This window comes from Enterobacter cloacae complex sp. 394F7 (genome assembly GCF_057320385.1).
The window spans coordinates 129,555-151,344 of record NZ_JBXWCS010000003.1 but is presented as its reverse complement, the minus strand read 5'-3'; the positions used below and the strand labels follow the sequence as shown (position 1 = coordinate 151,344).

Below are 21,790 nucleotides of genomic sequence, written 5' to 3'. Positions count from 1 at the left end.
CAACGATCTGATAAACGGGTACCAGTTCTTGCTTATACTGGTACTGGCACTACCATGCAGGGGGAGTTATGGCGCTGATGTCTGAACCTGTTGTCTCACTCAAGGACGACACGCGAAAACAGCTGGGGGCATTTTTACGCGCCCGGCGTGAGAGCCTTGATCCACAGCGTCTTGGATTGCCGCGCAGCGGCCGCCGCCGCACGCCGGGGCTGCGCCGTGAAGAGGTGGCTTTGCTGGCTGACGTGGGCGTGACCTGGTACACGTGGCTGGAGCAGGGCAGAGATGTTAATCCCTCCAGCACCGTGATGGCGGCAGTGGCAAAAGCGCTGCAATGCACCCCGACCGAGACGCGCCATCTGTTTGTGCTGGCCGGATTGCCGCCGGGTGAAGCGCCACAGGCGATGGGCTGCGAGGGGATCAGCGAGGGCACGCGTCGCCTGCTTGATACCCTCATGCCGAAACCCGCCAGCATCCAGAAACCCAACTTCGATATCGTGGCGTGGAACGACAGCTTCGGGCACTTAATGGGCGTCGATTTCAATGCGATCCCGCCGGAAGATCGCAACTGTATTTATCTTTTCCTCACCCATCCCGCATGGCGTGCGCGGCTTGGCAAGCGTGACGACGTGCTGCCGATCTTTGTCTCCTATTTCCGCGCGGCGATGGCCGAGCACCGGGGCGATCCGCTGTGGGAAGCGAAACTGGCGCGTTTCTTTGCGGTGTCTGAAGAATTTAAAACCCTGTGGCATCAGCGCAATGACGTGCGCGGGGTGGAGAACCAGCTCAAGCTGTTTACCCATCCTGAGCTGGGCGAGTTTACCCTGCAGCAGATGTACTGGTACTCTGCACCGCGTAATGGATCGCGGCTGCTGGTCTATCTGCCGGTGGATGACGCGGGGGAGAGGGCGATGGAATGGCTGGCGGAGCAGGCAAAATGAAGGTAACCCGAAAACAGGAGCGGCTTTTGCGCCGCGCGCTCAACGAGTGGCACCAGGAAGGCACATTAAGCGCTGACGAGCATCAGCGTCTGGCGGGCACCTTGACACGCGTCACCATGGACTGGCAGCGGCTCAGCCGCTATGCCTTCTGGACGGCGCTGGCCTGCGTGATCATCGCTATCGGCAGCCTGTTCTCCGACAGTGAATTGATGGCGCGCATTATTGCATTCTTCTCTTTCTCCTCCATCGCACGCATCGGGCTGCCTGCGCTGGTTGCCGTGCTGTTTTATCTGTGGGGCTTCAGCCGACAGCGGCGTGAAACCCAGTGGCATTACAGCACTGAAGCCATGCTTTTTCTCGGCGTGCTCTTTACCGCCATCGCGCTCTGGCAACTCGGGGAGCGGCTGGATAACGGCAGCGGCCATATCGCACCGCTGTTCCTGGCGGGATGTGCGGTTTATGGGCTGGTGGGCTTCTTTGGTCGCTCCGGCCTGGTGTGGCTGTTTTTCCTGCTCTCACTCGGTAACTGGTTTGGTGCGGAGACGGGCTATATGTCCGGCTGGGGCGCCTACTGGCTGGGAATGAACTACCCGGTACGCTTTATCTTCTTCGGCGGTGCGCTGCTGGCACTGTGCTGGCTGCTGCGCGGAAGGCTGCAGGCGCGCCATCTATACACGACCAGCAAAGCGATGGGGCTCATGTATCTGTTTGTCGCCCTGTGGATCATGTCGATTTTCGGCAACTACGATATCGATAACTGGTATGGCGTTACGCAGGCTTCGCTACTGCCATGGGCGCTGCTGTTCGCCGTGGCGGCGGTGCTCTGCATTTACATCAGCCTTAAAACCGACGACGGCATGCTGCGCGGTTTTGGCCTGACCTTCCTCGCCATTAACCTCTACACCCGCTATTTCGAATACTTCTGGGACGGGATGAACAAAGTGGTGTTCTTCCTGCTCCTCGCGGCGTCGCTGGCGGTGATTGGGCGCTATGCAGAACGAATCTGGCACGCGGGTAACCCGGCCAGGTAAGTTTTTTGCGAGAAGGATTCAGGGAATCAGTGACGGTTCTGCTGTATCGATAAAAAGCGCGTAAGGTGAGCTTTGAATTAAACCAACCTACTGAATCTGCGTCATTTAGATGCGTTGTAAAGTGGACTATACTTACGCGATGAGAAACCACCGATGTCACCACTGATGATTGAGTCAGCAGATTTTAGCCAAAAACTCGGGCTTATCTCCCGAAATGTCGAACATACAGAAGCATTCCTGGCGCGGGGCACGGTGGATTTTCAGTTGCCGGGGTATTTGCTACCTGCAGGATACCGGCTCCTGAAATCGCGTTATAGCGATGAATACCGTCTCGTCACTACCGACGAAGGCAAACCTTATACGGCATATGCCGTGAAGCTGGCGTTCCATAAAGAGATCACCTTTCCTCACGGTGCCGCAACGCAAGTTATGGTCTGGCGTACGCCCCGCGCTGTCCATCAACGCGTGATAAGCGGATTACCACAATTGTTTTTTCAGTGGGTGCTAAGCGAATACGACATTGTAGTGTCAGACAGCGAGCAAACCGGAGACGGTCAACGGTTCTGGTTACGCATGATCGACTGGGCATTTACCATGAATTATCGCATTAGCGTGGCGGACGGCACGGAAGGAGAAGAGTGGAGACTCACGCCAGTAAGTTCATACGCGGAACTGGAAGAGCGCTGGATCGCCTTTGCGTGGGGGTACGATCGTGACGTTCATCCGCACCGCAGATTGGTGATCAGTAAGGCGTAAAGGGCCGCTGCGAGCGGCCCGTATGTATTAGCACTCAGTCACAATCGTGCTCAGCGGCAGGCGAGATTTTGGCAGCGTGGCGTTGAAATCTTCCACGCTGTGATGCCCTACCGGCACCACCACCAGGCTGGTGAAACCTTTCTCTTTCAGGCCGAACTCTTCGTCGAGGATCGCGGCGTCGAAGCCTTCAATCGGTACCGCATCCAGGCCCAGCGCAGCCACGCCCAGCAGGAAGTTACCCACGTTCAGATAAACCTGTTTCGCCATCCACTGGTCGTCATCTTTCAGATCCACACGGTGCATGTCAGCGAAGTAGGTACGACCTTTATGGTTCGCCGCTTTAGCTTCTGGCGTGTTGAAACGGCCATCGGCCTCTTCCTGATCCACCACGCGTTCCAGCCAGGCATCGTCCATCGCGGTTTTTGCGCAGAACACCACCACGTGAGAAGCGTCCAGCATTTTGCGCTCGTTGAAGACGTAAGTACCTGCGGCAGATTTCGCCACGCGAGCTTTACCTTCCTCGGTGCTGGCGACAATAAAGTGCCACGGCTGAGAGTTGGTGCTGGACGGGCTGTATTGCAGCAGGGTTTTGATCTTTTCCGCTTCGTCTGCGGTCAGTTTTTTAGCGGGGTCGAACGCCTTGGTGGAGTGGCGTTTCAGGGCGACAGAAATAATATCCATAACAACTCCTGGTAATGAAATTCGCCCGCACGCGGGCGCGAAAGGAGAGCAGATTACAGCGAGACGCGGAAAAAGATAAGTGCGATTCGAGCGCTTATACTGTTCGTCCCAGACGAACAATCAAACCGGTCTGATCCACTTCTGGTCTTTTTTCGGCAGCTTATCCACCACCAGATTCCACGAGTCATTGATGAGATCGGTCACCAGCTCTGGCGTAACGTCGTCGGTACCGTAGAGGGAAATCCAGTGTTTTTTATTGAGGTGATAGCCCGGTTCCACCCCGCGATAAATCTGCTGGTTTAACAGCGATTTTTCCGGGTCTGACTTCAGGCTGACGTGGGGCCGTCCATGTACGGTGCCCATCAGCATAAAAATTTTTCCGCCTATCTTAAACACATCGTATTCCGGTCCAAACGGCCAGCAGTGTTCGGTGAAAGGCAGCTCCAGCGCCACGCGTTTGGCGTGCTCCTGCAGGGATTTACTGTCCATCGCTCTCTTCCTGGGCAAGCCCGCGCCACATAACCTCAAACCCGAGCGCTTTAAAATCGACGGCGCGGGAAGGATCGCGGGTGGCAAATTCCATTGTGGATTCGGCAAGCGATAAGAAAAGCGCATCGCCAAAGGTTTTAAACTCATCGGACATAAATACCTGGCGCACCGAGCGGCGGCAGAGTTCATGCAGCTCCGGGAACATCTCTTTCACCGCCAGTTCCGTTTCGGCGCTCAGCTTTTCACTCACGCCTATCTGGCGGATTGCCGCATGCGCCACGGGGTTACGAATCCCCCAGTCCACATAGCTGTTCCAGATGTTTCGCGTATGCTCTTTCGGTGTGGTAAGGCTGCGGTCCAGATTAGAGAGCATTGACTGACAGAGGTCCTGCTTGAGGTGCAGGTAGAGGGCATTCAGCAGATCGTCTTTGGTAGCAAAGTAGCGGAACAGGGTACCTTCGGCGACGCCCGCTTTACGGGCAATTAACGCCGTTGAGGCGGCAATACCTGACTGCGCAAATGCCGCGGTTGCGGCGTCCAGTAAGGCCTGTTTTTTATCTTCACTCTTCGGACGTGCCACTAAATTTTTCCTCCTGTCAATTGTAAAAACCCTGATTGAAACACGTGCTTTGACCCGCTGCAACGCGGAATGTCAAAGATCGAAAACGTCTTGACGACTTTATCATCATATCTATAATGAGTGCTTACTCACTCATAATCAAGTTCAGCCCGCGCAAACCATCGGATGGGGCGCGTTTTCGGGTCAGGATATGAAAAAGTCCCTCTTCATCTGCGTGGTGTTTGTCATGATTATTGCTTCAGCCGCGAGTTTACCGTTTGTTCTGAATGCCGGATTTGGCCAGCCACCGCAGGGTGCGCAGCTCACGGAAGTGGAGGCCTCGCCGCAGTATCGCGACGGCAAATTCCACAATACGTTGCCCACGCCAGGCTATAACGGCGACAAAAATATGCTGGTGGCGATGTGGGAGTTCCTGACCAAAAAGACCGAAAACGCCCGTCCTGCACAGCCGCTGCCGCTGGTGAAAACCGATCTCGCGAGCCTGCCGCGAGAGCAGGAGACGCTGGTGTGGCTCGGTCACTCCTCCTGGTATATGCAGCTGGCGGGGAAACGGATCCTTATCGACCCCGTTCTTGGAAATTACGCCGCACCGTTTTCATTCCTCAACAAAGCCTTCGCCGGGGAATATCCCTGGCAGGCGAGCAGCATGCCGGAGATCGACCTGCTGATCATTTCGCACGATCACTACGATCACCTGGATTACGCCACCATCACGGCGCTGCTGCCGAAGGTGAAACGCGTGGTCACTCCGCTGGGCGTGGGATCGCACCTGCGTTACTGGGGAATGAAGCCGGAGATTATTGAAGAGCGCGACTGGAACCAGTCGGTGCGCATCAGCGAGGCGCTGACGGTGCATGTGCTGCCCGCGCGTCACTTCTCCGGGCGCGGCATCAAGCGCAATCAAACCCTGTGGGGCAGTTTTATGTTCGTTACGCCCGAACAGAAGATTTATTACAGCGGCGATTCAGGTTACGGGCCGCATTTTAAGGCCATCGGCGAGCAGTTTGGCGAAGTGGATTTAGCCATTATGGAAAACGGTCAGTACGACCAGGACTGGAAGTACATCCATATGCTGCCAGAAGAAACGGCGCAGGCTTCGGTGGATCTGAACGCGAAAGCCGTGGTGCCGGGACATAACGGGCGCTTCGTGCTGGCGAAACATACCTGGAACGATCCGCTGATCCAACTGGCAAAAGCCAGCAAGGACAAAAATTATCGGCTGTTGACACCCGCGCTGGGCGAGCCTGTCCGGGTGAGTGATCCCACGCAAACATTTCGTGAGTGGTGGGAATAATGATCAATCAGGAAGCTGAAGGGGAGAGCAGTATGACCATTTCCGCTCAAGTCATCGACACTATCGTCGAGTGGATCGACGATAACCTGCACCAGCCATTACGTATCGAAGAGATTGCCCGCCATGCGGGTTACTCGAAATGGCACCTGCAGCGGCTGTTTATGCAATACAAAGGGGAGAGTCTGGGGCGCTATATCCGTGAACGCAAGCTGCTGCTGGCGGCGCGGGATCTGCGCGAATCAGACGCCCGGGTGTACGACATCTGCCTGCGTTACGGGTTTGACTCGCAGCAGACCTTCACCCGCATCTTCACCCGCACGTTCAACCAGCCGCCTGGGGCGTATCGTAAAGAGAACCACAGCAGGGCACACTGAGCTGTTTTACCCGGGGGCGGTTTCGCCTGACCGGGCCTGCATCACGCTTACGACGCCAGAGAAAACCAGCGGCGCAAGACGAAACGCAGCACGAAGAATTCGATGGCGCCGAGCAGTAAGAACCACACGCAGAACAGAATGGTGTAGAGCTGGTTAAGGTCGACCATGTGGAAGGTCTGAACCAGCTTCTGCGCCAGCACCAGCCCGAGAGAGGGGGCCGGTAGCAGCAGGCACGAAAGCAGGGCCAGCAATAAAATGCCGCCCGCAGTGAGCAGCGATTCTAACGGGTGTTTCATCGTAATGTTAATCGTCAGTTAAAAATGTCATTGTCCGGCATCCCGGAACGTAAAGCAATATAAACCCACCCACCCGGTTTCACTGAAATAATCACCGCTTATCAGCTTCTTATTCGTAAAATAAAAATAAATCCTCACGCGCGATTAAAAGAATATCGCGTTATGTCAATTAATGTCTGGATTACGAAAATAATTTTACAAAGGAATAGGTGCTATATCCAATTAACGTTGCAATAACAATGGCTGCGATAATGTATAACGCCAGACGGCGTCCGCGATAAATACCAAACATGGTTCCTCCTCGTTTAAAGTTGGTTTAGAAATATTTTGTAAAAATTGGCTCATCGAAATACTTTTATGCAGTTTTGAATAACCGAGAAGTCATTATATTGCGGTAGATCAATTTTACTCGCAAGACTTTAAAATGAATTTATTTTAGCCCGAAAGGAATTCAGGCTTCAGTTCACCGGATATTGAAGGAAAAATACGATGACCGAAAAAAAATTGTCCCCGAACGTGCCGCCTTCCGGCGGGCTGGCATACCAGCAGACCGTAGAGCAGGTGCTTGCGCACACCCAGAGCCAGGCCACAGGTCTGGAGCGTGCAGAGGCGCAGGCGCGTTTGCAAAAACATGGCCCGAATGCGCTGCCGGAGAAAAAAGGTAAACCCGCCTGGCTGCGTTTTTTAGCCCATTTTAATGATGTTCTGATTTATGTCCTGCTGGCCGCAGCCGTATTAACGGCAATAATGGGCCACTGGGTCGATACGCTGGTTATTTTAGGCGTGGCGGTGATCAATGCGTTAATTGGTCATATTCAGGAAAGCAACGCGGAAAAATCGTTGAAGAGTATTCGTAATATGCTCTCCAGCGAGGCGCGCGTTATTCGCGATGGCAACCATGAAACAATACCCACAACTGAAATAGTTCCGGGGGATATTATTGTTTTACGTGCGGGGGATCGTATTCCCGCAGATATGCGCTTAATCGAAGCACATAATTTACGCGTGGAAGAGGCGATTCTCACCGGCGAATCAACGGTGGTAGATAAACACACCAACCCGCTGAACGGTGAACTGCCGCTGGGCGATCGCACTAACCTGGTCTTCTCGGGCACCACCGTGAGCGCGGGTGGGGGGATCGGCGTGGTGATTGCCACCGGGCGGGAGACCGAGCTTGGCCACATCAACCAGATGATGGACGGGATTGAAAAACACCGCACGCCGCTGCTGGTACAGATGGACAAGCTGGGCAAGGCTATCTTCGCCATTATTCTGGCGATGATGGCGGCGCTGTTTATCTTCAGCCTGGTGTTCCGCGAGATCCCAATGGGCGAGCTGCTGCTCTCGCTGATTAGCCTGGCGGTGGCGTCCGTACCGGAAGGTCTGCCGGCGATTATCTCCATTATCCTCTCGCTGGGTGTGCAGGCGATGGCGCGCAAGCGGGCGATTATCCGCAAGCTGCCAACGGTTGAAACCCTGGGGGCGATGACCGTGGTCTGCTCGGATAAAACCGGCACCCTGACCATGAACGAAATGACGGTGAAGGCCATCATCACCGCTGACGCCTGTTACCGCGTGGACGGCAACAGCTACGAGCCGGTGGGTAACATTTACCTGGAAGGCAGCGACGAACCGATGCAGATCCAGCCGGACACCGTGCTGGAGCAGTACCTGCGCACCATCGACCTGTGCAATGACAGCCAGCTGATTCAGGACGAGCGCGGCCTGTGGGGCATCACCGGTGGGCCGACCGAAGGCGCGCTGAAGGTGCTGGCGGCGAAAGCCCACCTCGCGCCGGTCATGACCACGTTGATTAACAAAATCCCGTTCGACTCGCAGTACAAGTACATGAGCACCCACTACCAGATTGGCAGTGAGGAGCAGATCCTGATCACCGGCGCGCCGGATGTGATTTTCGCCCTCTGCGCACAGCAGCAGACCCGCAACGGTGCGCAGACGTTTGACCGCGCGTACTGGGAAAGCGAGATGGAGCGCTATGCGCGCCAGGGACTGCGTATGGTGGCCGCAGCGTTCAAACCGGCAAACGGCGAGCAGGCGCTGACGCATGACGATCTCAGCCACGGTCTGATCTTCCTCGGTATCGCCGGGATGATGGATCCACCGCGCCCGGAAGCCATTGACGCCATTAACGCCTGCCAGCAGGCGGGGATCCGCGTGAAGATGATCACCGGCGATCACCCGCAGACGGCAATGAGCATTGGCCAGATGCTGGGGATCACCAACAGCGAGCAGGCGGTAACCGGCTACCAGCTGGAGAAGATGAATGACACCGAGCTGGCGGACGCGGCGGTGAAGTATGACATCTTCGCCCGTACCAGCCCGGAGCATAAGCTGCGCCTGGTGAAAGCGCTGCAGGACAAAGGCGAAATCGTCGGCATGACCGGCGACGGCGTGAACGATGCCCCGGCGCTGCGTCAGGCGGACGTGGGTATTGCGATGGGCATCAAAGGCACGGAAGTGACCAAAGAGGCGGCGGACATGGTCCTGACGGACGATAACTTCGCCACCATTGCCAGCGCGGTAAAAGAGGGGCGTCGTGTCTACGACAACCTGAAGAAAACCATTCTGTTCATCATGCCAACTAACCTGGCGCAGGGGCTGCTGATTGTGATTGCGCTGCTGGCGGGGAACATCATTCCGCTCACGCCGGTACTGATTCTGTGGATGAACATGGCAACCTCCGCCACGCTCTCCTTCGGCCTGGCGTTTGAAGCCGCCGAGCGCAACATCATGCGCCGTCCACCGCGTCAGACCGGGCAGCACGTAATGGACGCGTATGCCGTGTGGCGCGTGGCCTTTGTGGGCACCATGATTGCCATCGCCGCCTTTGCGCTGGAAGCCCTGCTGGCCCCGCGCGGTCACAGCGCGGAGTTCATCCGCACCGTGCTGCTGCAGATGCTTGTCTGCGCCCAGTGGGTGTACATGATCAACTGCCGCAACACCGAAGGGTTCTCCCTGAACCGTGGCCTGCTGGCAAACAAAGGGATCTGGCTGGTTACCGGCGTGCTGTTCCTGCTCCAGGCGGCCATCATCTACCTGCCGTTTATGCAGATGCTGTTCGGGACGGAAGCGCTGCCGCTGCGCTACTGGTTCGTAACGCTTGCGGTAGCGGGCGTGATGTTCTTCGTCGTCGAAATCGAGAAGCGACTCACCCGCAGGTTCCGTAAGGCTGCATAACCTTTTGCCCTCACCCTAACCCTCTCCCACCGGGCTGAGGAATCCCCACTAATTTTTTATTAGTGGTTTCAGAGGATTAGAATGAATATTTTGCGAGCAGTTAGATTCACTCAGCTCGTAGACAGACAGAAAACGCTCATAAATGTGCATCTTCTGTCGAGTTATCGGTTGTTTTTAGCTCCATTTTTGAACAATAAACAACCATTTATCCATATCTAATTTTCTGGGGATTCCTCAGCCCACCGGGAGAGGGTGGAAAAATCATTACCCCTCGTGTAACCCGCACTCGCGCTTCAGCCCAAAGAATCGCGTCTCTTCTTCCGCCATTCCCGGTTCCCATTTGCGCGTGGTGTGGGTATCCCCCACGGACAGGTAGCCCTGATCCCACAGCGGATGGTATTTCAGCCCGTGTTTTTGCAGGTACTGGTACACCGTACGGTTATCCCAGTCGATGATCGGCAGCATTTTAAACACGCCGCGCTGCACCGCCAGCACCGGCAGCGTGGCCCGGCTGCCGGACTGCTCGCGGCGAAGACCGGCAAACCAGGTTTGCGCGTTCAGCTCTTTCAGCGCACGGTTCATCGGCTCGACCTTGTTGATCTCATTGTATTTCTCAATGCCCTCAACGCCCTGCTCCCAGAGTTTGCCGTAGCGCGCCTCCTGCCAGGCCGCGCTCTGCTCCGCGCGGTACACTTTCAGGTTCAGCTTAAGCTTGTCCGTCAGCTCATCGATAAACTGGTAGGTTTCCGGGAACAGATAGCCGGTATCGGTGAGGATCACCGGAATATCCGGGCGGATCTGATTCACCAGATGCAAACTGACCGCCGCCTGAATGCCAAAGCTCGACGACAGTACGTAGTCACCCGGCAGGTTTTCCAGCGCCCACGCCACGCGCCCTTCGGCGTCCAGCTTTTCCAGTTGGGCGTTGGTTTCTGCGAGTGCCAGAATGCGTTCGACTTTTGGCAATGCGTTAAGCGCGTTTAGATCGAGTACGGACATAATTACCTCCCGTGGTTACTCCCAGAAATCCCTTGCGGGATCGAGCACCGGGCGAATAATGCCCGCACGCACCGTAAAGTCGCCGAAGCCTTCACCCGCTTCGCGCTCTTTCGCCCAGCGCCCGACAAGCTCGTCGATGGAATCGAGAATTTCTGGCTCAGTGATATTCTCGCGGAACATACGCGGAATACGCGTGCCGATACGGTTACCGCCCAGGTGCAGGTTATAGCGACCCGGCGCTTTCCCCACCAGCCCAAGCTCGGCCAGCATCGCGCGGCCACAGCCGTTCGGACAGCCGGTAACGCGCATAACAATATGCTCGTCCGGAATACCGTGTTTTTCCAGAATCGCTTCCACTTTGTCTGTAAATGACGGCAGGAAACGTTCCGCTTCCGCCATCGCCAGCGGACAGGTCGGGAACGACACGCAGGCCATCGAGTTTTCGCGCTGCGGTTTGACCGCATTCATCAACCCATGGTCACGCGCCAGCGCCTCAATTTTCGCCTTTTCACTTTCCGGCACACCAGCAATAATCAGATTCTGGTTGGCGGTAATGCGGAACTCACCTTTGTGGATCTTCGCGATTTCCAGCAGGCCGGTTTTCAGCGGACGGCCCGGGTAATCCAGAATACGGCCGTTTTCGATAAACAGCGTCAGGTGCCATTTATTGTCGATGCCTTTTACCCAGCCGATGCGATCGCCGCGACCGGTGAATTCGTAAGGGCGGATCGGCTCAAATTTGATCCCCGCGCGACGCTCCACTTCCTCTTTGAACGTCTCAACGCCCACGCGCTCCAGGGTGTATTTGGTTTTCGCGTTTTTACGGTCGGTACGGTTACCCCAGTCGCGCTGGGTGGTGACCACCGCTTCCGCCACGGCCAGCGTATGCTCCAGCGGCAGGAAGCCGAACTCGCTCGCGGTGCGGGCATAGGTTTTCTTGTTACCGTGTTCAATGGACAGACCGCCGCCCACCAGCAGGTTAAAGCCCACCAGCTTGCCGTTTTCGGCAATTGCCACAAAGTTCATGTCGTTGGCGTGCAGATCGATGTCGTTCTGCGGCGGGATCACCACCGTGGTTTTGAACTTACGCGGCAGATAGGTCTGACCGAGGATCGGTTCTTCATCGGTGGTCGCAACTTTTTCCTGATCGAGCCAGATCTCCGCATAGGCGCGGGTACGCGGCAGCAGGTGCTCGGAGATCTTCTTCGCCCACTCATAGGCTTCAGCGTGCAGCTCGGACTCATACGGGTTCGAGGTGCAGAGCACGTTACGGTTCATGTCGTTGGCCGTCGCCAGCGCGTCCAGTCCGACGGAGTGCAGCATCTGGTGTACCGGCTTCACGTTCTTCTTCAGAATGCCGTGGAACTGGAAGGTCTGACGGTTGGTCAGACGAATGCTGCCATAAATGGTATTTTCACCGGCGAATTTATCAATCGCCTGCCACTGTGTCGTGGTTATCACTCCGCCCGGCAGGCGGCAGCGCAACAGCATCGCGTGACGCGGCTCCAGCTTCTGTTCAGCACGCTCGGCGCGAATGTCGCGGTCGTCCTGTTGATACATGCCGTGGAAACGGATCAGCAGGAAGTTGTCGCCTTTGAAACCGCCGGTGAGACCGTCATTCAGATCTTCAGCAATGGTGCCGCGCAGATAGTTGCTTTCCAGCTTCATGCGCTCGGCGTCTGACAGTTTACCTTCGACCACCAGGGGTCCTGGATGTTTTTCGCTCATTAGTAGACATCTCGCTGATAACGGCGCTCAACGCGCAGCTCACTTAAAAATTCATCCGCCGCTTCGGCATCCATACCGCCGAATTCGGCAATCACTTCCAGCAGTGCCTGCTCAACGTCTTTCGCCATGCGATTGGCGTCACCGCAGACATAAATGTGGGCACCGTCATTGATCCAGCGCCACAGCTCTGCGCCCTGTTCGCGCAGTTTGTCTTGTACGTATACTTTTTCTTTCTGATCGCGCGACCAGGCCAGATCGATACGGGTCAGCACCCCTTCTTTCACGTAGCGCTGCCACTCAACCTGATAGAGGAAATCTTCGGTAAAGTGCGGGTTGCCGAAGAACAGCCAGTTTTTACCCGGTGCCTCGTCCGCCGCACGCTGCTGCATAAAGGCACGGAACGGCGCAATGCCGGTACCCGGGCCAATCATGATTACCGGCGTTTCCGGGTTCGCCGGCAGACGGAAGTTGTCGTTGTGCTCGATAAAGACGCGCACTTCGCCCTCTTCCTCCACGCGATCGGCCAGGAAGCTGGAGGCACCGCCCGCGCGGGCACGGCCTTCGATGTCGTACCGCACCACGCCCACGGTGATGTGCACTTCGCTCTCGACTTCAGCCTGCGATGAGGCAATGGAGTACAGACGCGGCGTGAGCGGACGCAGCAGGCCGATCAGCGCGTTTGCATCCAGCTGTGCCGGAGAGAAACGCACCATATCGACAATCGGCGTAGTCGCAGCGTAATGCTGCAGCTTTGCCTTATCGCCCACTAACGGTAGCAGCGATTCGCTGCGCGTTAAGGTGGCATAGTTCTCAACGATATTGGCGGTATTCACCGTCAGCTCGAAGTGCCACTGCAGCGCTTCAGAGAGCGGCTGCGTTTTGCCTTCGACGGTGACAGGCTCGTCGCCTTTCAGCCACAGCAGTTCGACCAGCTCCTTGACCAGCGCTGGATCGTTTTGATACCAGACCCCCAGCGCATCGCCAGGCTGATAGCGCAGACCCGAGTCGCCCAGATCGATCTCGATATGGCGCACATCTTTTTCAGAGTCGCGGCCGGTAATTTTTTGATTAACCGACAGGCTTGCCGACAGCGGCGCCTCTTTGGTGTACGGGCTGGTGTGAATGTCGTTGACCACGCCGGTCGCGGTGATCGCAGCCTGGGCTGGTGTCTCTTTCGGTACGCGTGCTTTCAGCACGTCAACAATGCGCGCACGCCACTCTGCAGCGGCAGCCTGGTATTCCACATCTGCATCAACGCGGTCCAGCAGGCGCTCTGCGCCCAGCTCCGCCAGCTTGCTGTCGAAATCTTTACCGGACTGGCAGAAGAATTCATAAGAGGTATCGCCCAGACCGAACACGGCAAACGCAGTGCCATCGAGTCTGGGCGCTTTTTTCGAGAACAGGAATTTATGCAGCGCGACCGCCTCTTCAGCGGGTTCACCCTCGCCCTGCGTTGAGGCCACAACCACCAGCAGTTTTTCTGACGCGATCTGTTTGAATTTATAATCCCCGGCGTTCACCAGGTTCACGTTCAGTTTGGCGGCCAGCAGGTCGTCACGCAGCGCTTCTGCCACGCGGCGGGCATTGCCCGTCTGCGAAGCGGAGATAAGCGTAATGGCCGGAATTTCTACCGCCGTTGCCGGAGCCGCAGCCACAGCGCCAGGCTGCTGGTTGAGCATTCCCCAGAAATAGCCAGAGACCCAGGCAAGCTGGGTGGGAGAAAAATCAGAGGTGGCAGCCTGAAGGCGCGCCAGTTGCTCCGGGTTCAGGGGAAGCAAATTTGAAGGTGGGGCCTGTGTTGTCATGCGTCGTTATGTTCCAGTAGCCAAGCGGACTTTAAGCGAATAAATCCAAACTGAAGATAAGGTTAACGGCGAGGATAATAACAATTAAAGAAGGGATGGAAATAATAAATAACCAAATGGACTAACCTGTTTTAGTTATCGTTCTTAACGGTAAAAGCGATAAACTAACCGACTGTAAAATAAGGATATAAATCACAAAGCGACGGCTTTTTTGCTGCAATGAAGGTAAAGGCCGTTTTAGTTAATGCTAAAAATTGTGCTTTCCGGTACTATGCGGCGGTTTTTTCCGCATTACTGAGAGCGATCATGTCCACCACACTGTTTAAAGATTTCACCTTCGAAGCCGCCCACCACCTTCCGCATGTTCCTGAGGGACATAAATGCGGCCGTCTGCACGGGCATTCGTTTATGGTGCGTCTTGAGATCACCGGTGAAGTTGATCCGCATACCGGTTGGATCATGGACTTTGCTGAGCTGAAGGCGGCATTTAAGCCGACTTACGATCGTCTGGATCACTATTACCTGAACGATATCCCGGGCCTTGAAAACCCGACCAGCGAAGTGCTGGCAAAATGGATTTGGGATCAGATGAAACCGCTGGTACCGCTGCTGAGCGCAGTGATGATCAAAGAGACCTGTACGGCAGGCTGCGTGTATCGCGGCGAGTGATGCTTGCCGGGGGTCGGCTTCGCCTTACCCGGCCAACAAAAGCCTGGAACCGTAGGCCCGGTAAGCGCTAGCGCCACCGGGCTTTTTTTTATGCAATATTCAGGTATTTGTGCGTCTGCATCGACAGGCGCCAGTTACGCGCGATACAGGTTTCAATGCACAGGCGCGTGGCGTCTTCTTTCTGACTGATAGGCTGCAGCGCAATCACGCGCTGTTTTTCGTCCGTCAGCGTCGCCAGCAGTTCATCCAGCGCTTCGATATCACGTACTCGCCCTACCGGGTGTTTAATCTCATCAGCACGTTCCAGCGCCTGAGACAGTACGTCGTAGCCGCCGCGCATGTTTACTTTAGGCGATACCGTTACCCATGTGGTGTGGGAGCAGCGCACTTCATGCGTGCCGCTGGTTTCAATCTGGCAACTGTAACCGTTCTTTTCGAGCAGTTCGGTCAGCGGCATCAGATCGTGGATGCAGGGTTCGCCCCCGGTAATGACCACATGGCGCGCCGTCCAGCCCTGACGACCAATAATGGCCAGCAGATCTTCCGCGCTGCCAGCACCCCACTTATCGCTCTCTTTGGTTTTCGCCAGAACGCTAAACAGCGACACTTCCCGATCTGCGAGTTTATCCCACGTATGTTTGGTATCACACCAGGCACAGCCAACCGGGCATCCCTGTAAACGAATAAAAATTGCGGGAACGCCGGTAAAGTAACCCTCGCCTTGCAGGGTCTGGAACATCTCGTTAATCGGGTACTGCATAGTCATCTCAGTTAAGGGGATAAACGATAAGTATCGCAGATCCCCGTGAGATGGTCATGCTCGATCGGTGCTTTGCGCGTCAATTGCCGCCATAAAGCGTTCCGTAATCTGCTGCGGGCGGGTGATTGCCCCGCCCACCACCACCATATGCGCCCCCAACGCCAGACATCTGGCGGCGCGTTCCGGGGTGTCCACGTTACCTTCGGCCACCACCGGTACCGTGACGGCTGCCAGTACCGCTTTCAGAAACTGACAGTCATCATCGGGTAAGGCGTGTCCGGCGGTCTGCGCGGTGTAGCCGTAAAGCGTGGTCCCGACACAATCAAACCCCAGCGCCTGCGCCGTGACGGCCTCATCAACAGTGGCTATATCAGCCATAAGCAGCACCGAGGGATAACGGGTACGAATGCGCGTAACCAGCGTTGCCAGAGATTCCCCGCCAGGCCGCGCCCTGTCGGTCGCATCAAGCGCAATGATCGCCGGGGAGACGGTCATCAGTTCATCCACCTCTTTCATCGTCGCGGTGATAAACACCTCGCTGTCGGGGTACTCCCGCTTGATGATGCCAATAACCGGCAGCGTAACCTGCTCTTTGATCGCCTCAATATCCACCACGCTGTTAGCACGGATGGCCGCAGCCCCTCCCTGACGCGCCGCCAGCGCCATCCGCGACATAATAAACGGGCTATGCAACGGTTCGTTCTCAAGCGCCTGACAGGAGACGACCAGTTTTCCCTTCAGGGTATCCAGTACAGTTTTCATTACGATAAGATCTCTTCCACTTCGTTTTTGATAATCGTGACATGCGGACCATAAATGACCTGAACGCCATTTCCGCGCACAATCACGCCGCGCGCACCGGTGGCTTTCAGCGCCGCGTCATTCACTTTGCTACCGTCTTTAACCGTGACGCGAAGACGCGTGGCGCAGCAGTCCACCTCTTCCAGATTGTCTTTTCCGCCCAGTCCGGCGATCACCGCACTTGCGCGTTCGCTCTGGACTAAAGTCACGTCATTGGCCACCGCCTCCTTTTCCCGACCCGGCGTGGCAAAATCAAAGCGATTAATCAGATAGCGGAACGTGAAGTAATAGAGGAAGAACCACGGTACGCCCACCAGCGGCACTAACATCCAGTGGGTTTTGGCCTCCCCCTGCAAAATGCCGAACAGCACAAAGTCGATAAAACCGCCGGAGAAGGTCTGCCCAATGGTGATGTGTAAAATATGCGCGAGCATAAACGCCAGCCCGTCAAAAAATGCGTGAATGACGTACAGCACCGGCGCGATAAACAGGAAGGAGAACTCGATGGGCTCGGTGATCCCCGTAAGGAAGGAGGTTAATGCCGCTGAAAGCAACAACCCCGCGACGCGTTTTTTGTTCTCCGGTTTAGCCGTGTGGTACATCGCAAGGCAGGCCCCGAGCAAACCAAACATCATCGTGATAAAGCGCCCGGACATAAAGCGCGACGTCCCTTCATAAAACTGACGCGTCGTGGGATCGGCCAGCTGAGCGAAGAAGATCCGCTGCGTACCTTCAACCAGTTGCCCGTTGACGATCTCGCTGCCGCCAAGCGCGGTGGTCCAGAATGGGAGGTAGAAGATGTGGTGTAAACCGAACGGGCCCAGCATGCGCAAAATGAAGCCGTACAGCAGTGTTCCCAGATAACCGGTCGCATCCACCAGCCCGCCCAGACCAAAGATCAGCTTCTGGAAATGTGGCCAGACTACGGTCATTAAGGCTCCGACCAGGATCGCAGCCAGTGAGCTGATAATCGGCACAAAGCGTGACCCGCCAAAGAATCCCAGAAATTGTGGCAGCGCGATCTTATTAAACCGATGATGCAGCGCGCAGGTCACAAGACCAATGACCACCCCACCAAATACGCCGGTCTCCAGCGTCTGGATCCCCAGCGTCATGCCTTGCCCGGCCGCCCCCGGATTCTCGTGCGCCAGTTTTCCGGTGAGGATCAGCAGTGCGTTAATGGTGGCATTCATGACCAGAAACGCGAGTAACGCCGCCAGCCCTGCCGTACCTTTATCATTTTTTGCCAGCCCGACGGCGACCCCAACGGCAAACAGCACCGACAGATTCGCGAATACAATCGAACCGGCGCTGCTCATGATGGTGAAAATAGCCTGTAACCAGTCCACATCTAAAAACGGATATGCCGTAAGCGTATTGGGATTCGATAACGCGCCGCCTATCCCCAGCAGCAGACCCGCCGCAGGCAGTACGGCGATGGGCAACATAAAGGATTTGCCAAAGCGCTGCGCTTTTTCAAACCATCCGCCGGACGAAGCACCACTGAACATTTGCATCATTTTTTCATCCCCTTAGTTAACGATGAAAATTTTTACCATAATTATATTTAATAGTGAAAATTACCATCAAAAACCAGGACGACGATCATACTTTTTCGAAATGACTGGCATCCCTGCCCCGCTTTCCGCCACACTAGGACGCAGAGAAACGCATTAAGGATCTAGCATGTCAGACCATGAAAACCTGCTGCTGAAGCTGCGCCAGGAGGCTTCCGGGTACAGCCCCACGCAAAAAAAACTGGGAGAGTTTGTTCTCAACGATCCGGCCCGGGTGCTCTACCTGACGATCACCGAACTGGCCCGGGAGAGCCATACCAGTGAAGCCAGCGTGACGCGTCTTTGCCGGACGCTCGGCTGCAAAGGCTATAACGAATTCAAGATGGCACTGGCGCTGGATATTCAGCAGGGTCAGCCCGCACGCGTGGCCGGGGACGAAATTGATAACGTCGTCGATGAGTCTGTTCAGGCGCTGCAGGATACCGCCAGACTGCTCGACAGAGCACTGCTGGAAAAGGCCGCTCAGGCGCTGCATCAGGCGCAAGCCGTACAAATATATGGGGTGGCCGCCAGCGCGATCCTCGGTGAGTATTTACATTACAAACTGTTGCGACTCGGCAAACCTGCACAGCTTTTTAGCGATATGCATCGTGCGGCCATGAATGCAGCAACGCTTCCAGAAGGGACGCTGGTGGTGGCCATTTCCAGTTCCGGTTCAACGCGGGATTTGCTCCACGTCGTAAAACTTGCACGCAAACGCGGCGTTAAGGTGTTATCCCTTAGCAATACACCCCGCAGCCCGCTGGCTTCGCTTAGTGATATGCAGCTGGTCGCCGCAAAACCGGAAGGACCACTCAGCGCAGGCGCGCTCAATGCTAAAGTGGGCGTAATGTTACTGGTTGAATTGCTTACAACTTCCCTGATTGCGATTGATAGCCATTACGGTGAAGTTAGCCAGCAAACCGCGAGCGCAACGCTGCCTTTATTACTTTAAAACCCTTTGCAGGCTAAATAAAATAGTCTGCACGGCGTGATGTCGATTCCATTTAAGTGCTGATACGGTTATTTCGTGCGCGGCATAATGGTGTAACAAATTATTTTATTTATTACATATTCAATGAGTGTTAAAAGCAATAAAACCGCACAAATAATATAACAAAATCAGCATGTTAAAATTATTTGATTTATAAATTGAATTTTTCTTACTCCGCTAGTGTCCAATATTTCCACCTGAATTCCTTACCTTAAAATAAGCTTAAGACGCCGTCAGCTTTGCCATTTTTCTATTTAAATGCCGTTTACTTTTGCCTGCCTACAATCCGCCTCATCAATCATTATGAGACGGTATAGATTAATATGTTATTTATTACAGGCGTGACTGGTTTTCTGGGCGGTGCAGTACTTGAAAAAATACTGACCAGCAATAGTTCAGTAAAATTACTGCTGCTTGCGCGCGCCAGTGACCCGCAACAAGGGCTGGAACGCGTGCGGGACAACATGCGTAAATTCAAGGTTTCAGAGGAGATGCTGGCCGCGTTGAACGAGGAGAATATCCTTATCGGCGATCTCAGCCAGCCGGAGGGATTCCTGAACGACCCGCGTCTGGAACAAGTGACGCATGTTCTTAACTGCGCGGCCGTCGCGTCATTTGGTAACAATCCGCTGATCTGGAAAGTGAATGTGGAAGGGACGCTGGCGCTCGCCAGACGCATGAATCAGGTTGTCGGTTTACAGCGCTTTCTGCATGTGGGAACAGCCATGTCGTGCACGCCGGAGCAGGATTCGCTGGTCGCCGAAAGCGCGGAGTTCAGAGAAAACGCCGAGCATCTGGTGGAATATACGTATTCGAAATCCACCATTGAACAACTGATGCGCCAGCACTGTCCCAACCTGCCGCTGCTCATCGCCCGTCCGTCCATCGTGGTCGGCCATACCCGTCATGGCTGTACGCCGTCGAGCAGTATTTTCTGGGTCTTCAGCATGGGGCTAATGCTGCAAAAATTCATGTGCTCAATGGAAGACAAAATAGATGTCGTCCCGGTGGATTACTGCGCCGAAGCGCTGCTGATGCTGCTTAACAGCACTGCGCAGCCGGGAGAAGTGGTACATATTTCTGCCGGAGAAGAGAACAGCGTGCGCTTTGCGGATATTGATAATGCGATGGCACAGGCGCTGGAGAAAGCCCCGGTCGGTGATAAGTATGCCCAGGTAAGTTACGAAACGCTGGTCAGAATGCGACGTGAGCTGAAGGATATTTTTGGCCCCTGCAACGAACGGCTGATGCTGAGAGCAATGCGCTTATACGGGGCCTTTGCCACGCTGAACGTACGTTTTAGCAACGACAAGCTGCTCAGTATGGGCATGCCTAAACCGCCGCGTTTTACGGACTATATTGCCCGCTGCGTACAAACTACCCGGGGGTTGAGCATCCCGGAGCAAATGGCGGTTGATTTCAAATAACCAAAAAAAATGCCAGTCTTTCGACTGGCATTTTCATTTTAAGGCTTAAGCAATTATGCCTGGCCTTTGATCTCTTTACGACCGTTGTATGGTGCTTTTTCGCCCAGCGCTTCTTCGATACGAATCAGCTGGTTGTATTTAGCAACACGGTCAGAACGGCTCATAGAACCGGTTTTGATCTGGCCTGCAGCGGTACCAACAGCCAGGTCAGCGATGGTAGCGTCTTCAGTTTCGCCAGAACGGTGAGAGATAACAGCGGTGTAGCCAGCGTCTTTCGCCATTTTGATCGCAGCCAGAGTTTCGGTCAGAGAACCGATCTGGTTGAATTTGATCAGGATGGAGTTAACGATGCCTTTCTCGATGCCTTCTTTCAGGATCTTGGTGTTGGTTACGAACAGATCGTCACCAACCAGCTGAATTTTGTCGCCCAGTACTTTAGTCTGGTATGCGAAACCATCCCAGTCAGACTCGTCCAGACCGTCTTCGATAGAAACGATTGGGTACTGTTTGGTCAGGTCTTCCAGGAAGTGAGTGAACTCTTCAGAGGTGAACGCTTTGTTGCCTTCGCCAGCCAGAACGTATTTACCGTCTTTGTAGAATTCAGATGCTGCGCAGTCCATCGCCAGAGTGATGTCTTTGCCCAGCTCATAGCCAGCGGCTTTTACTGCTTCAGCGATAACAGCCAGTGCTTCTGCGTTAGAACCCAGGTTTGGCGCGTAGCCACCTTCGTCACCCACAGCCGTGTTCATACCTTTTGCTTTCAGAACTTTAGCCAGGTTGTGGAACACTTCAGAACCCATACGTACTGCTTCTTTCAGGGTTTTCGCGCCAACTGGCTGAATCATGAATTCCTGAATATCAACGTTGTTGTCTGCGTGCTCACCACCGTTGATGATGTTCATCATTGGTACAGGCATGGAGTATTTGCCTGGGGTGCCGTTCAGTTCAGCGATGTGCTCGAACAGTGGCATACCTTTCGCTGCCGCAGCGGCTTTGGCGTTCGCCAGGGAAACCGCCAGGATTGCGTTCGCACCGAAGTTAGATTTGTTTTCAGTACCGTCCAGATCGATCATGATCTTGTCGATGCCAGCCTGGTCTTTAGCGTCTTTGCCAATGATTGCCTGAGCAATAGGACCGTTTACAGCGCCAACAGCTTTCAGTACGCCTTTGCCCATGAAACGGGATTTGTCGCCATCGCGCAGTTCCAGCGCTTCGCGGGAACCAGTAGAAGCACCTGATGGAGCAGCTGCCATACCGACGAAACCACCTTCCAGATGAACTTCGGCTTCAACGGTCGGGTTACCACGGGAGTCGATGATTTCACGACCGATGACTTTAACGATTTTGGACATTAGATTTTCCTCAGTACAAGTTAAACTAAAACTCCAGACAAACAACGCGTACCGGAGGTACG

20 protein-coding genes are annotated in these 21,790 nt (G+C 55.0%); 9 read left to right on the top strand and 11 right to left on the bottom strand.

All coding sequences use genetic code 11. The features are described from left to right. The first annotated feature begins 68 nt into the window (after nucleotides 1-68). From AC2FAK_RS05560 to AC2FAK_RS05550, 3 genes are all read left to right on the top strand, one after another. Entirely contained in the window at nucleotides 69-938 is an 870-nt protein-coding gene (locus AC2FAK_RS05560; protein ID WP_058681144.1) for a helix-turn-helix transcriptional regulator, read from the top strand. Further along, nucleotides 935-1,969 carry a DUF2157 domain-containing protein gene (locus tag AC2FAK_RS05555; protein WP_095454673.1) on the top strand — a complete coding sequence of 345 codons (1,035 nt, stop codon included), beginning with the start codon at nucleotides 935-937 and terminating at the stop codon, nucleotides 1,967-1,969. Before AC2FAK_RS05560 ends, AC2FAK_RS05555 begins: the two co-directional genes overlap by 4 nt. Nucleotides 1,970-2,122: 153 nt before the next feature. Then, nucleotides 2,123-2,725: a hypothetical protein gene (locus AC2FAK_RS05550; RefSeq protein ID WP_095454672.1), complete on the top strand. Its 603-nt coding sequence runs from the start codon at nucleotides 2,123-2,125 to the stop codon at nucleotides 2,723-2,725. A gap of 27 nt (nucleotides 2,726-2,752) precedes the next feature. Here the strand turns inward: AC2FAK_RS05550 and nfsB are convergent, their stop codons facing one another. From nfsB to AC2FAK_RS05535, 3 genes are all read right to left on the bottom strand, one after another. Further along, nucleotides 2,753-3,406 carry an oxygen-insensitive NAD(P)H nitroreductase gene (gene nfsB, locus AC2FAK_RS05545; RefSeq protein WP_013097682.1) on the bottom strand — a complete coding sequence of 218 codons (654 nt, stop codon included), beginning with the start codon at nucleotides 3,404-3,406 and terminating at the stop codon, nucleotides 2,753-2,755. A gap of 120 nt (nucleotides 3,407-3,526) precedes the next feature. After that, nucleotides 3,527-3,895 (bottom strand): MmcQ/YjbR family DNA-binding protein, encoded by a 369-nt coding sequence (locus tag AC2FAK_RS05540; RefSeq protein ID WP_013097681.1) that lies wholly within the window; start codon nucleotides 3,893-3,895, stop codon nucleotides 3,527-3,529. Next, nucleotides 3,885-4,475 carry a TetR/AcrR family transcriptional regulator gene (locus tag AC2FAK_RS05535; RefSeq protein WP_013097680.1) on the bottom strand — a complete coding sequence of 197 codons (591 nt, stop codon included), beginning with the start codon at nucleotides 4,473-4,475 and terminating at the stop codon, nucleotides 3,885-3,887. Before AC2FAK_RS05535 ends, AC2FAK_RS05540 begins: the two co-directional genes overlap by 11 nt. A 190-nt stretch (nucleotides 4,476-4,665) precedes the next feature. On the opposite strand from AC2FAK_RS05535, the gene AC2FAK_RS05530 reads away from it, so the two are divergent. After that, nucleotides 4,666-5,769: an MBL fold metallo-hydrolase gene (locus tag AC2FAK_RS05530; RefSeq protein WP_013097679.1), complete on the top strand. Its 1,104-nt coding sequence runs from the start codon at nucleotides 4,666-4,668 to the stop codon at nucleotides 5,767-5,769. A gap of 32 nt (nucleotides 5,770-5,801) precedes the next feature. Continuing rightward, entirely contained in the window at nucleotides 5,802-6,143 is a 342-nt protein-coding gene (locus AC2FAK_RS05525) for a RamA family antibiotic efflux transcriptional regulator (RefSeq protein ID WP_014830972.1), read from the top strand. A 47-nt stretch (nucleotides 6,144-6,190) separates the two neighbouring features. Here AC2FAK_RS05525 and AC2FAK_RS05520 read toward each other — a convergent pair whose 3' ends face one another. Then, complete coding sequence (locus AC2FAK_RS05520; protein WP_095454670.1) at nucleotides 6,191-6,439, bottom strand: DUF1158 domain-containing protein; 249 nt, start codon at nucleotides 6,437-6,439, stop codon at nucleotides 6,191-6,193. A gap of 489 nt (nucleotides 6,440-6,928) precedes the next feature. Between AC2FAK_RS05520 and AC2FAK_RS05515 the strand changes: the two genes are divergently transcribed. Further along, complete coding sequence (locus tag AC2FAK_RS05515) at nucleotides 6,929-9,637, top strand: cation-transporting P-type ATPase (RefSeq protein ID WP_095454669.1); 2,709 nt, start codon at nucleotides 6,929-6,931, stop codon at nucleotides 9,635-9,637. Nucleotides 9,638-9,901: 264 nt separating this feature from the next. Here the strand turns inward: AC2FAK_RS05515 and cysH are convergent, their stop codons facing one another. Genes cysH through cysJ form a run of 3 tightly spaced genes read right to left on the bottom strand, consistent with a single transcriptional unit; the run spans nucleotide 9,902 to nucleotide 14,169 of the window. Continuing rightward, complete coding sequence (cysH, locus tag AC2FAK_RS05510) at nucleotides 9,902-10,636, bottom strand: phosphoadenosine phosphosulfate reductase (RefSeq protein WP_094916380.1); 735 nt, start codon at nucleotides 10,634-10,636, stop codon at nucleotides 9,902-9,904. 15 nt (nucleotides 10,637-10,651) lie between these two features. After that, nucleotides 10,652-12,364: an assimilatory sulfite reductase (NADPH) hemoprotein subunit gene (gene cysI / locus AC2FAK_RS05505; protein WP_020689304.1), complete on the bottom strand. Its 1,713-nt coding sequence runs from the start codon at nucleotides 12,362-12,364 to the stop codon at nucleotides 10,652-10,654. Further along, a complete protein-coding gene (gene cysJ, locus AC2FAK_RS05500; protein ID WP_061771965.1) occupies nucleotides 12,364-14,169 on the bottom strand; it encodes an NADPH-dependent assimilatory sulfite reductase flavoprotein subunit in 1,806 nt (601 codons plus the stop codon). The genes cysI and cysJ overlap by 1 nt, the downstream gene beginning before the upstream one ends. A 306-nt stretch (nucleotides 14,170-14,475) precedes the next feature. Here cysJ and queD point away from each other — a divergent pair, with 306 nt between their 5' ends. Then, nucleotides 14,476-14,838, top strand: a complete 363-nt coding sequence (gene queD, locus AC2FAK_RS05495) for a 6-carboxytetrahydropterin synthase QueD (protein ID WP_010434567.1) — start codon at nucleotides 14,476-14,478, stop codon at nucleotides 14,836-14,838. Nucleotides 14,839-14,926: 88 nt separating this feature from the next. Here the strand turns inward: queD and queE are convergent, their stop codons facing one another. Genes queE through AC2FAK_RS05480 form a run of 3 tightly spaced genes read right to left on the bottom strand, consistent with a single transcriptional unit; the run spans nucleotide 14,927 to nucleotide 17,919 of the window. Beyond that, nucleotides 14,927-15,598 carry a 7-carboxy-7-deazaguanine synthase QueE gene (queE, locus tag AC2FAK_RS05490; RefSeq protein ID WP_094084752.1) on the bottom strand — a complete coding sequence of 224 codons (672 nt, stop codon included), beginning with the start codon at nucleotides 15,596-15,598 and terminating at the stop codon, nucleotides 14,927-14,929. 54 nt (nucleotides 15,599-15,652) lie between these two features. After that, on the bottom strand, nucleotides 15,653-16,360 hold the full coding sequence (locus tag AC2FAK_RS05485; protein ID WP_023620545.1) for an N-acetylmannosamine-6-phosphate 2-epimerase: 708 nt from the start codon (nucleotides 16,358-16,360) through the stop codon (nucleotides 15,653-15,655). Next, nucleotides 16,360-17,919: a maltose/glucose-specific PTS transporter subunit IIC gene (locus tag AC2FAK_RS05480; protein ID WP_095455281.1), complete on the bottom strand. Its 1,560-nt coding sequence runs from the start codon at nucleotides 17,917-17,919 to the stop codon at nucleotides 16,360-16,362. Before AC2FAK_RS05480 ends, AC2FAK_RS05485 begins: the two co-directional genes overlap by 1 nt. A 166-nt stretch (nucleotides 17,920-18,085) precedes the next feature. On the opposite strand from AC2FAK_RS05480, the gene AC2FAK_RS05475 reads away from it, so the two are divergent. Further along, a complete protein-coding gene (locus AC2FAK_RS05475) occupies nucleotides 18,086-18,910 on the top strand; it encodes a MurR/RpiR family transcriptional regulator (RefSeq protein WP_047024544.1) in 825 nt (274 codons plus the stop codon). Nucleotides 18,911-19,266: 356 nt separating this feature from the next. Beyond that, nucleotides 19,267-20,376: an SDR family oxidoreductase gene (locus tag AC2FAK_RS05470; protein WP_094084749.1), complete on the top strand. Its 1,110-nt coding sequence runs from the start codon at nucleotides 19,267-19,269 to the stop codon at nucleotides 20,374-20,376. 53 nt (nucleotides 20,377-20,429) lie between these two features. On the opposite strand, the gene eno is transcribed toward AC2FAK_RS05470, so the two are convergent. Further along, entirely contained in the window at nucleotides 20,430-21,728 is a 1,299-nt protein-coding gene (eno, locus tag AC2FAK_RS05465) for a phosphopyruvate hydratase (protein WP_013098515.1), read from the bottom strand. Nucleotides 21,729-21,790 lie beyond the last annotated feature (62 nt).

Bases quoted from the DNA above. Each gene is read 5' to 3' on its own strand.
- AC2FAK_RS05515 (WP_095454669.1), top strand. From the start codon at position 6,929: ATGACCGAAAAAAAATTGTCCCCGAACGTGCCGCCTTCCGGCGGGCTG.
- AC2FAK_RS05540 (WP_013097681.1), bottom strand. From the start codon at position 3,895: ATGGACAGTAAATCCCTGCAGGAGCACGCCAAACGCGTGGCGCTGGAG.
- cysH (WP_094916380.1), bottom strand. From the start codon at position 10,636: ATGTCCGTACTCGATCTAAACGCGCTTAACGCATTGCCAAAAGTCGAA.
- AC2FAK_RS05480 (WP_095455281.1), bottom strand. From the start codon at position 17,919: ATGATGCAAATGTTCAGTGGTGCTTCGTCCGGCGGATGGTTTGAAAAA.
- AC2FAK_RS05475 (WP_047024544.1), top strand. From the start codon at position 18,086: ATGTCAGACCATGAAAACCTGCTGCTGAAGCTGCGCCAGGAGGCTTCC.
- AC2FAK_RS05560 (WP_058681144.1), top strand. From the start codon at position 69: ATGGCGCTGATGTCTGAACCTGTTGTCTCACTCAAGGACGACACGCGA.
- nfsB (WP_013097682.1), bottom strand. From the start codon at position 3,406: ATGGATATTATTTCTGTCGCCCTGAAACGCCACTCCACCAAGGCGTTC.
- AC2FAK_RS05550 (WP_095454672.1), top strand. From the start codon at position 2,123: ATGTCACCACTGATGATTGAGTCAGCAGATTTTAGCCAAAAACTCGGG.
- AC2FAK_RS05555 (WP_095454673.1), top strand. From the start codon at position 935: ATGAAGGTAACCCGAAAACAGGAGCGGCTTTTGCGCCGCGCGCTCAAC.
- queD (WP_010434567.1), top strand. From the start codon at position 14,476: ATGTCCACCACACTGTTTAAAGATTTCACCTTCGAAGCCGCCCACCAC.
- eno (WP_013098515.1), bottom strand. From the start codon at position 21,728: ATGTCCAAAATCGTTAAAGTCATCGGTCGTGAAATCATCGACTCCCGT.
- AC2FAK_RS05525 (WP_014830972.1), top strand. From the start codon at position 5,802: ATGACCATTTCCGCTCAAGTCATCGACACTATCGTCGAGTGGATCGAC.
- AC2FAK_RS05530 (WP_013097679.1), top strand. From the start codon at position 4,666: ATGAAAAAGTCCCTCTTCATCTGCGTGGTGTTTGTCATGATTATTGCT.
- AC2FAK_RS05520 (WP_095454670.1), bottom strand. From the start codon at position 6,439: ATGAAACACCCGTTAGAATCGCTGCTCACTGCGGGCGGCATTTTATTG.
- queE (WP_094084752.1), bottom strand. From the start codon at position 15,598: ATGCAGTACCCGATTAACGAGATGTTCCAGACCCTGCAAGGCGAGGGT.
- cysI (WP_020689304.1), bottom strand. From the start codon at position 12,364: ATGAGCGAAAAACATCCAGGACCCCTGGTGGTCGAAGGTAAACTGTCA.
- AC2FAK_RS05485 (WP_023620545.1), bottom strand. From the start codon at position 16,360: ATGAAAACTGTACTGGATACCCTGAAGGGAAAACTGGTCGTCTCCTGT.
- cysJ (WP_061771965.1), bottom strand. From the start codon at position 14,169: ATGACAACACAGGCCCCACCTTCAAATTTGCTTCCCCTGAACCCGGAG.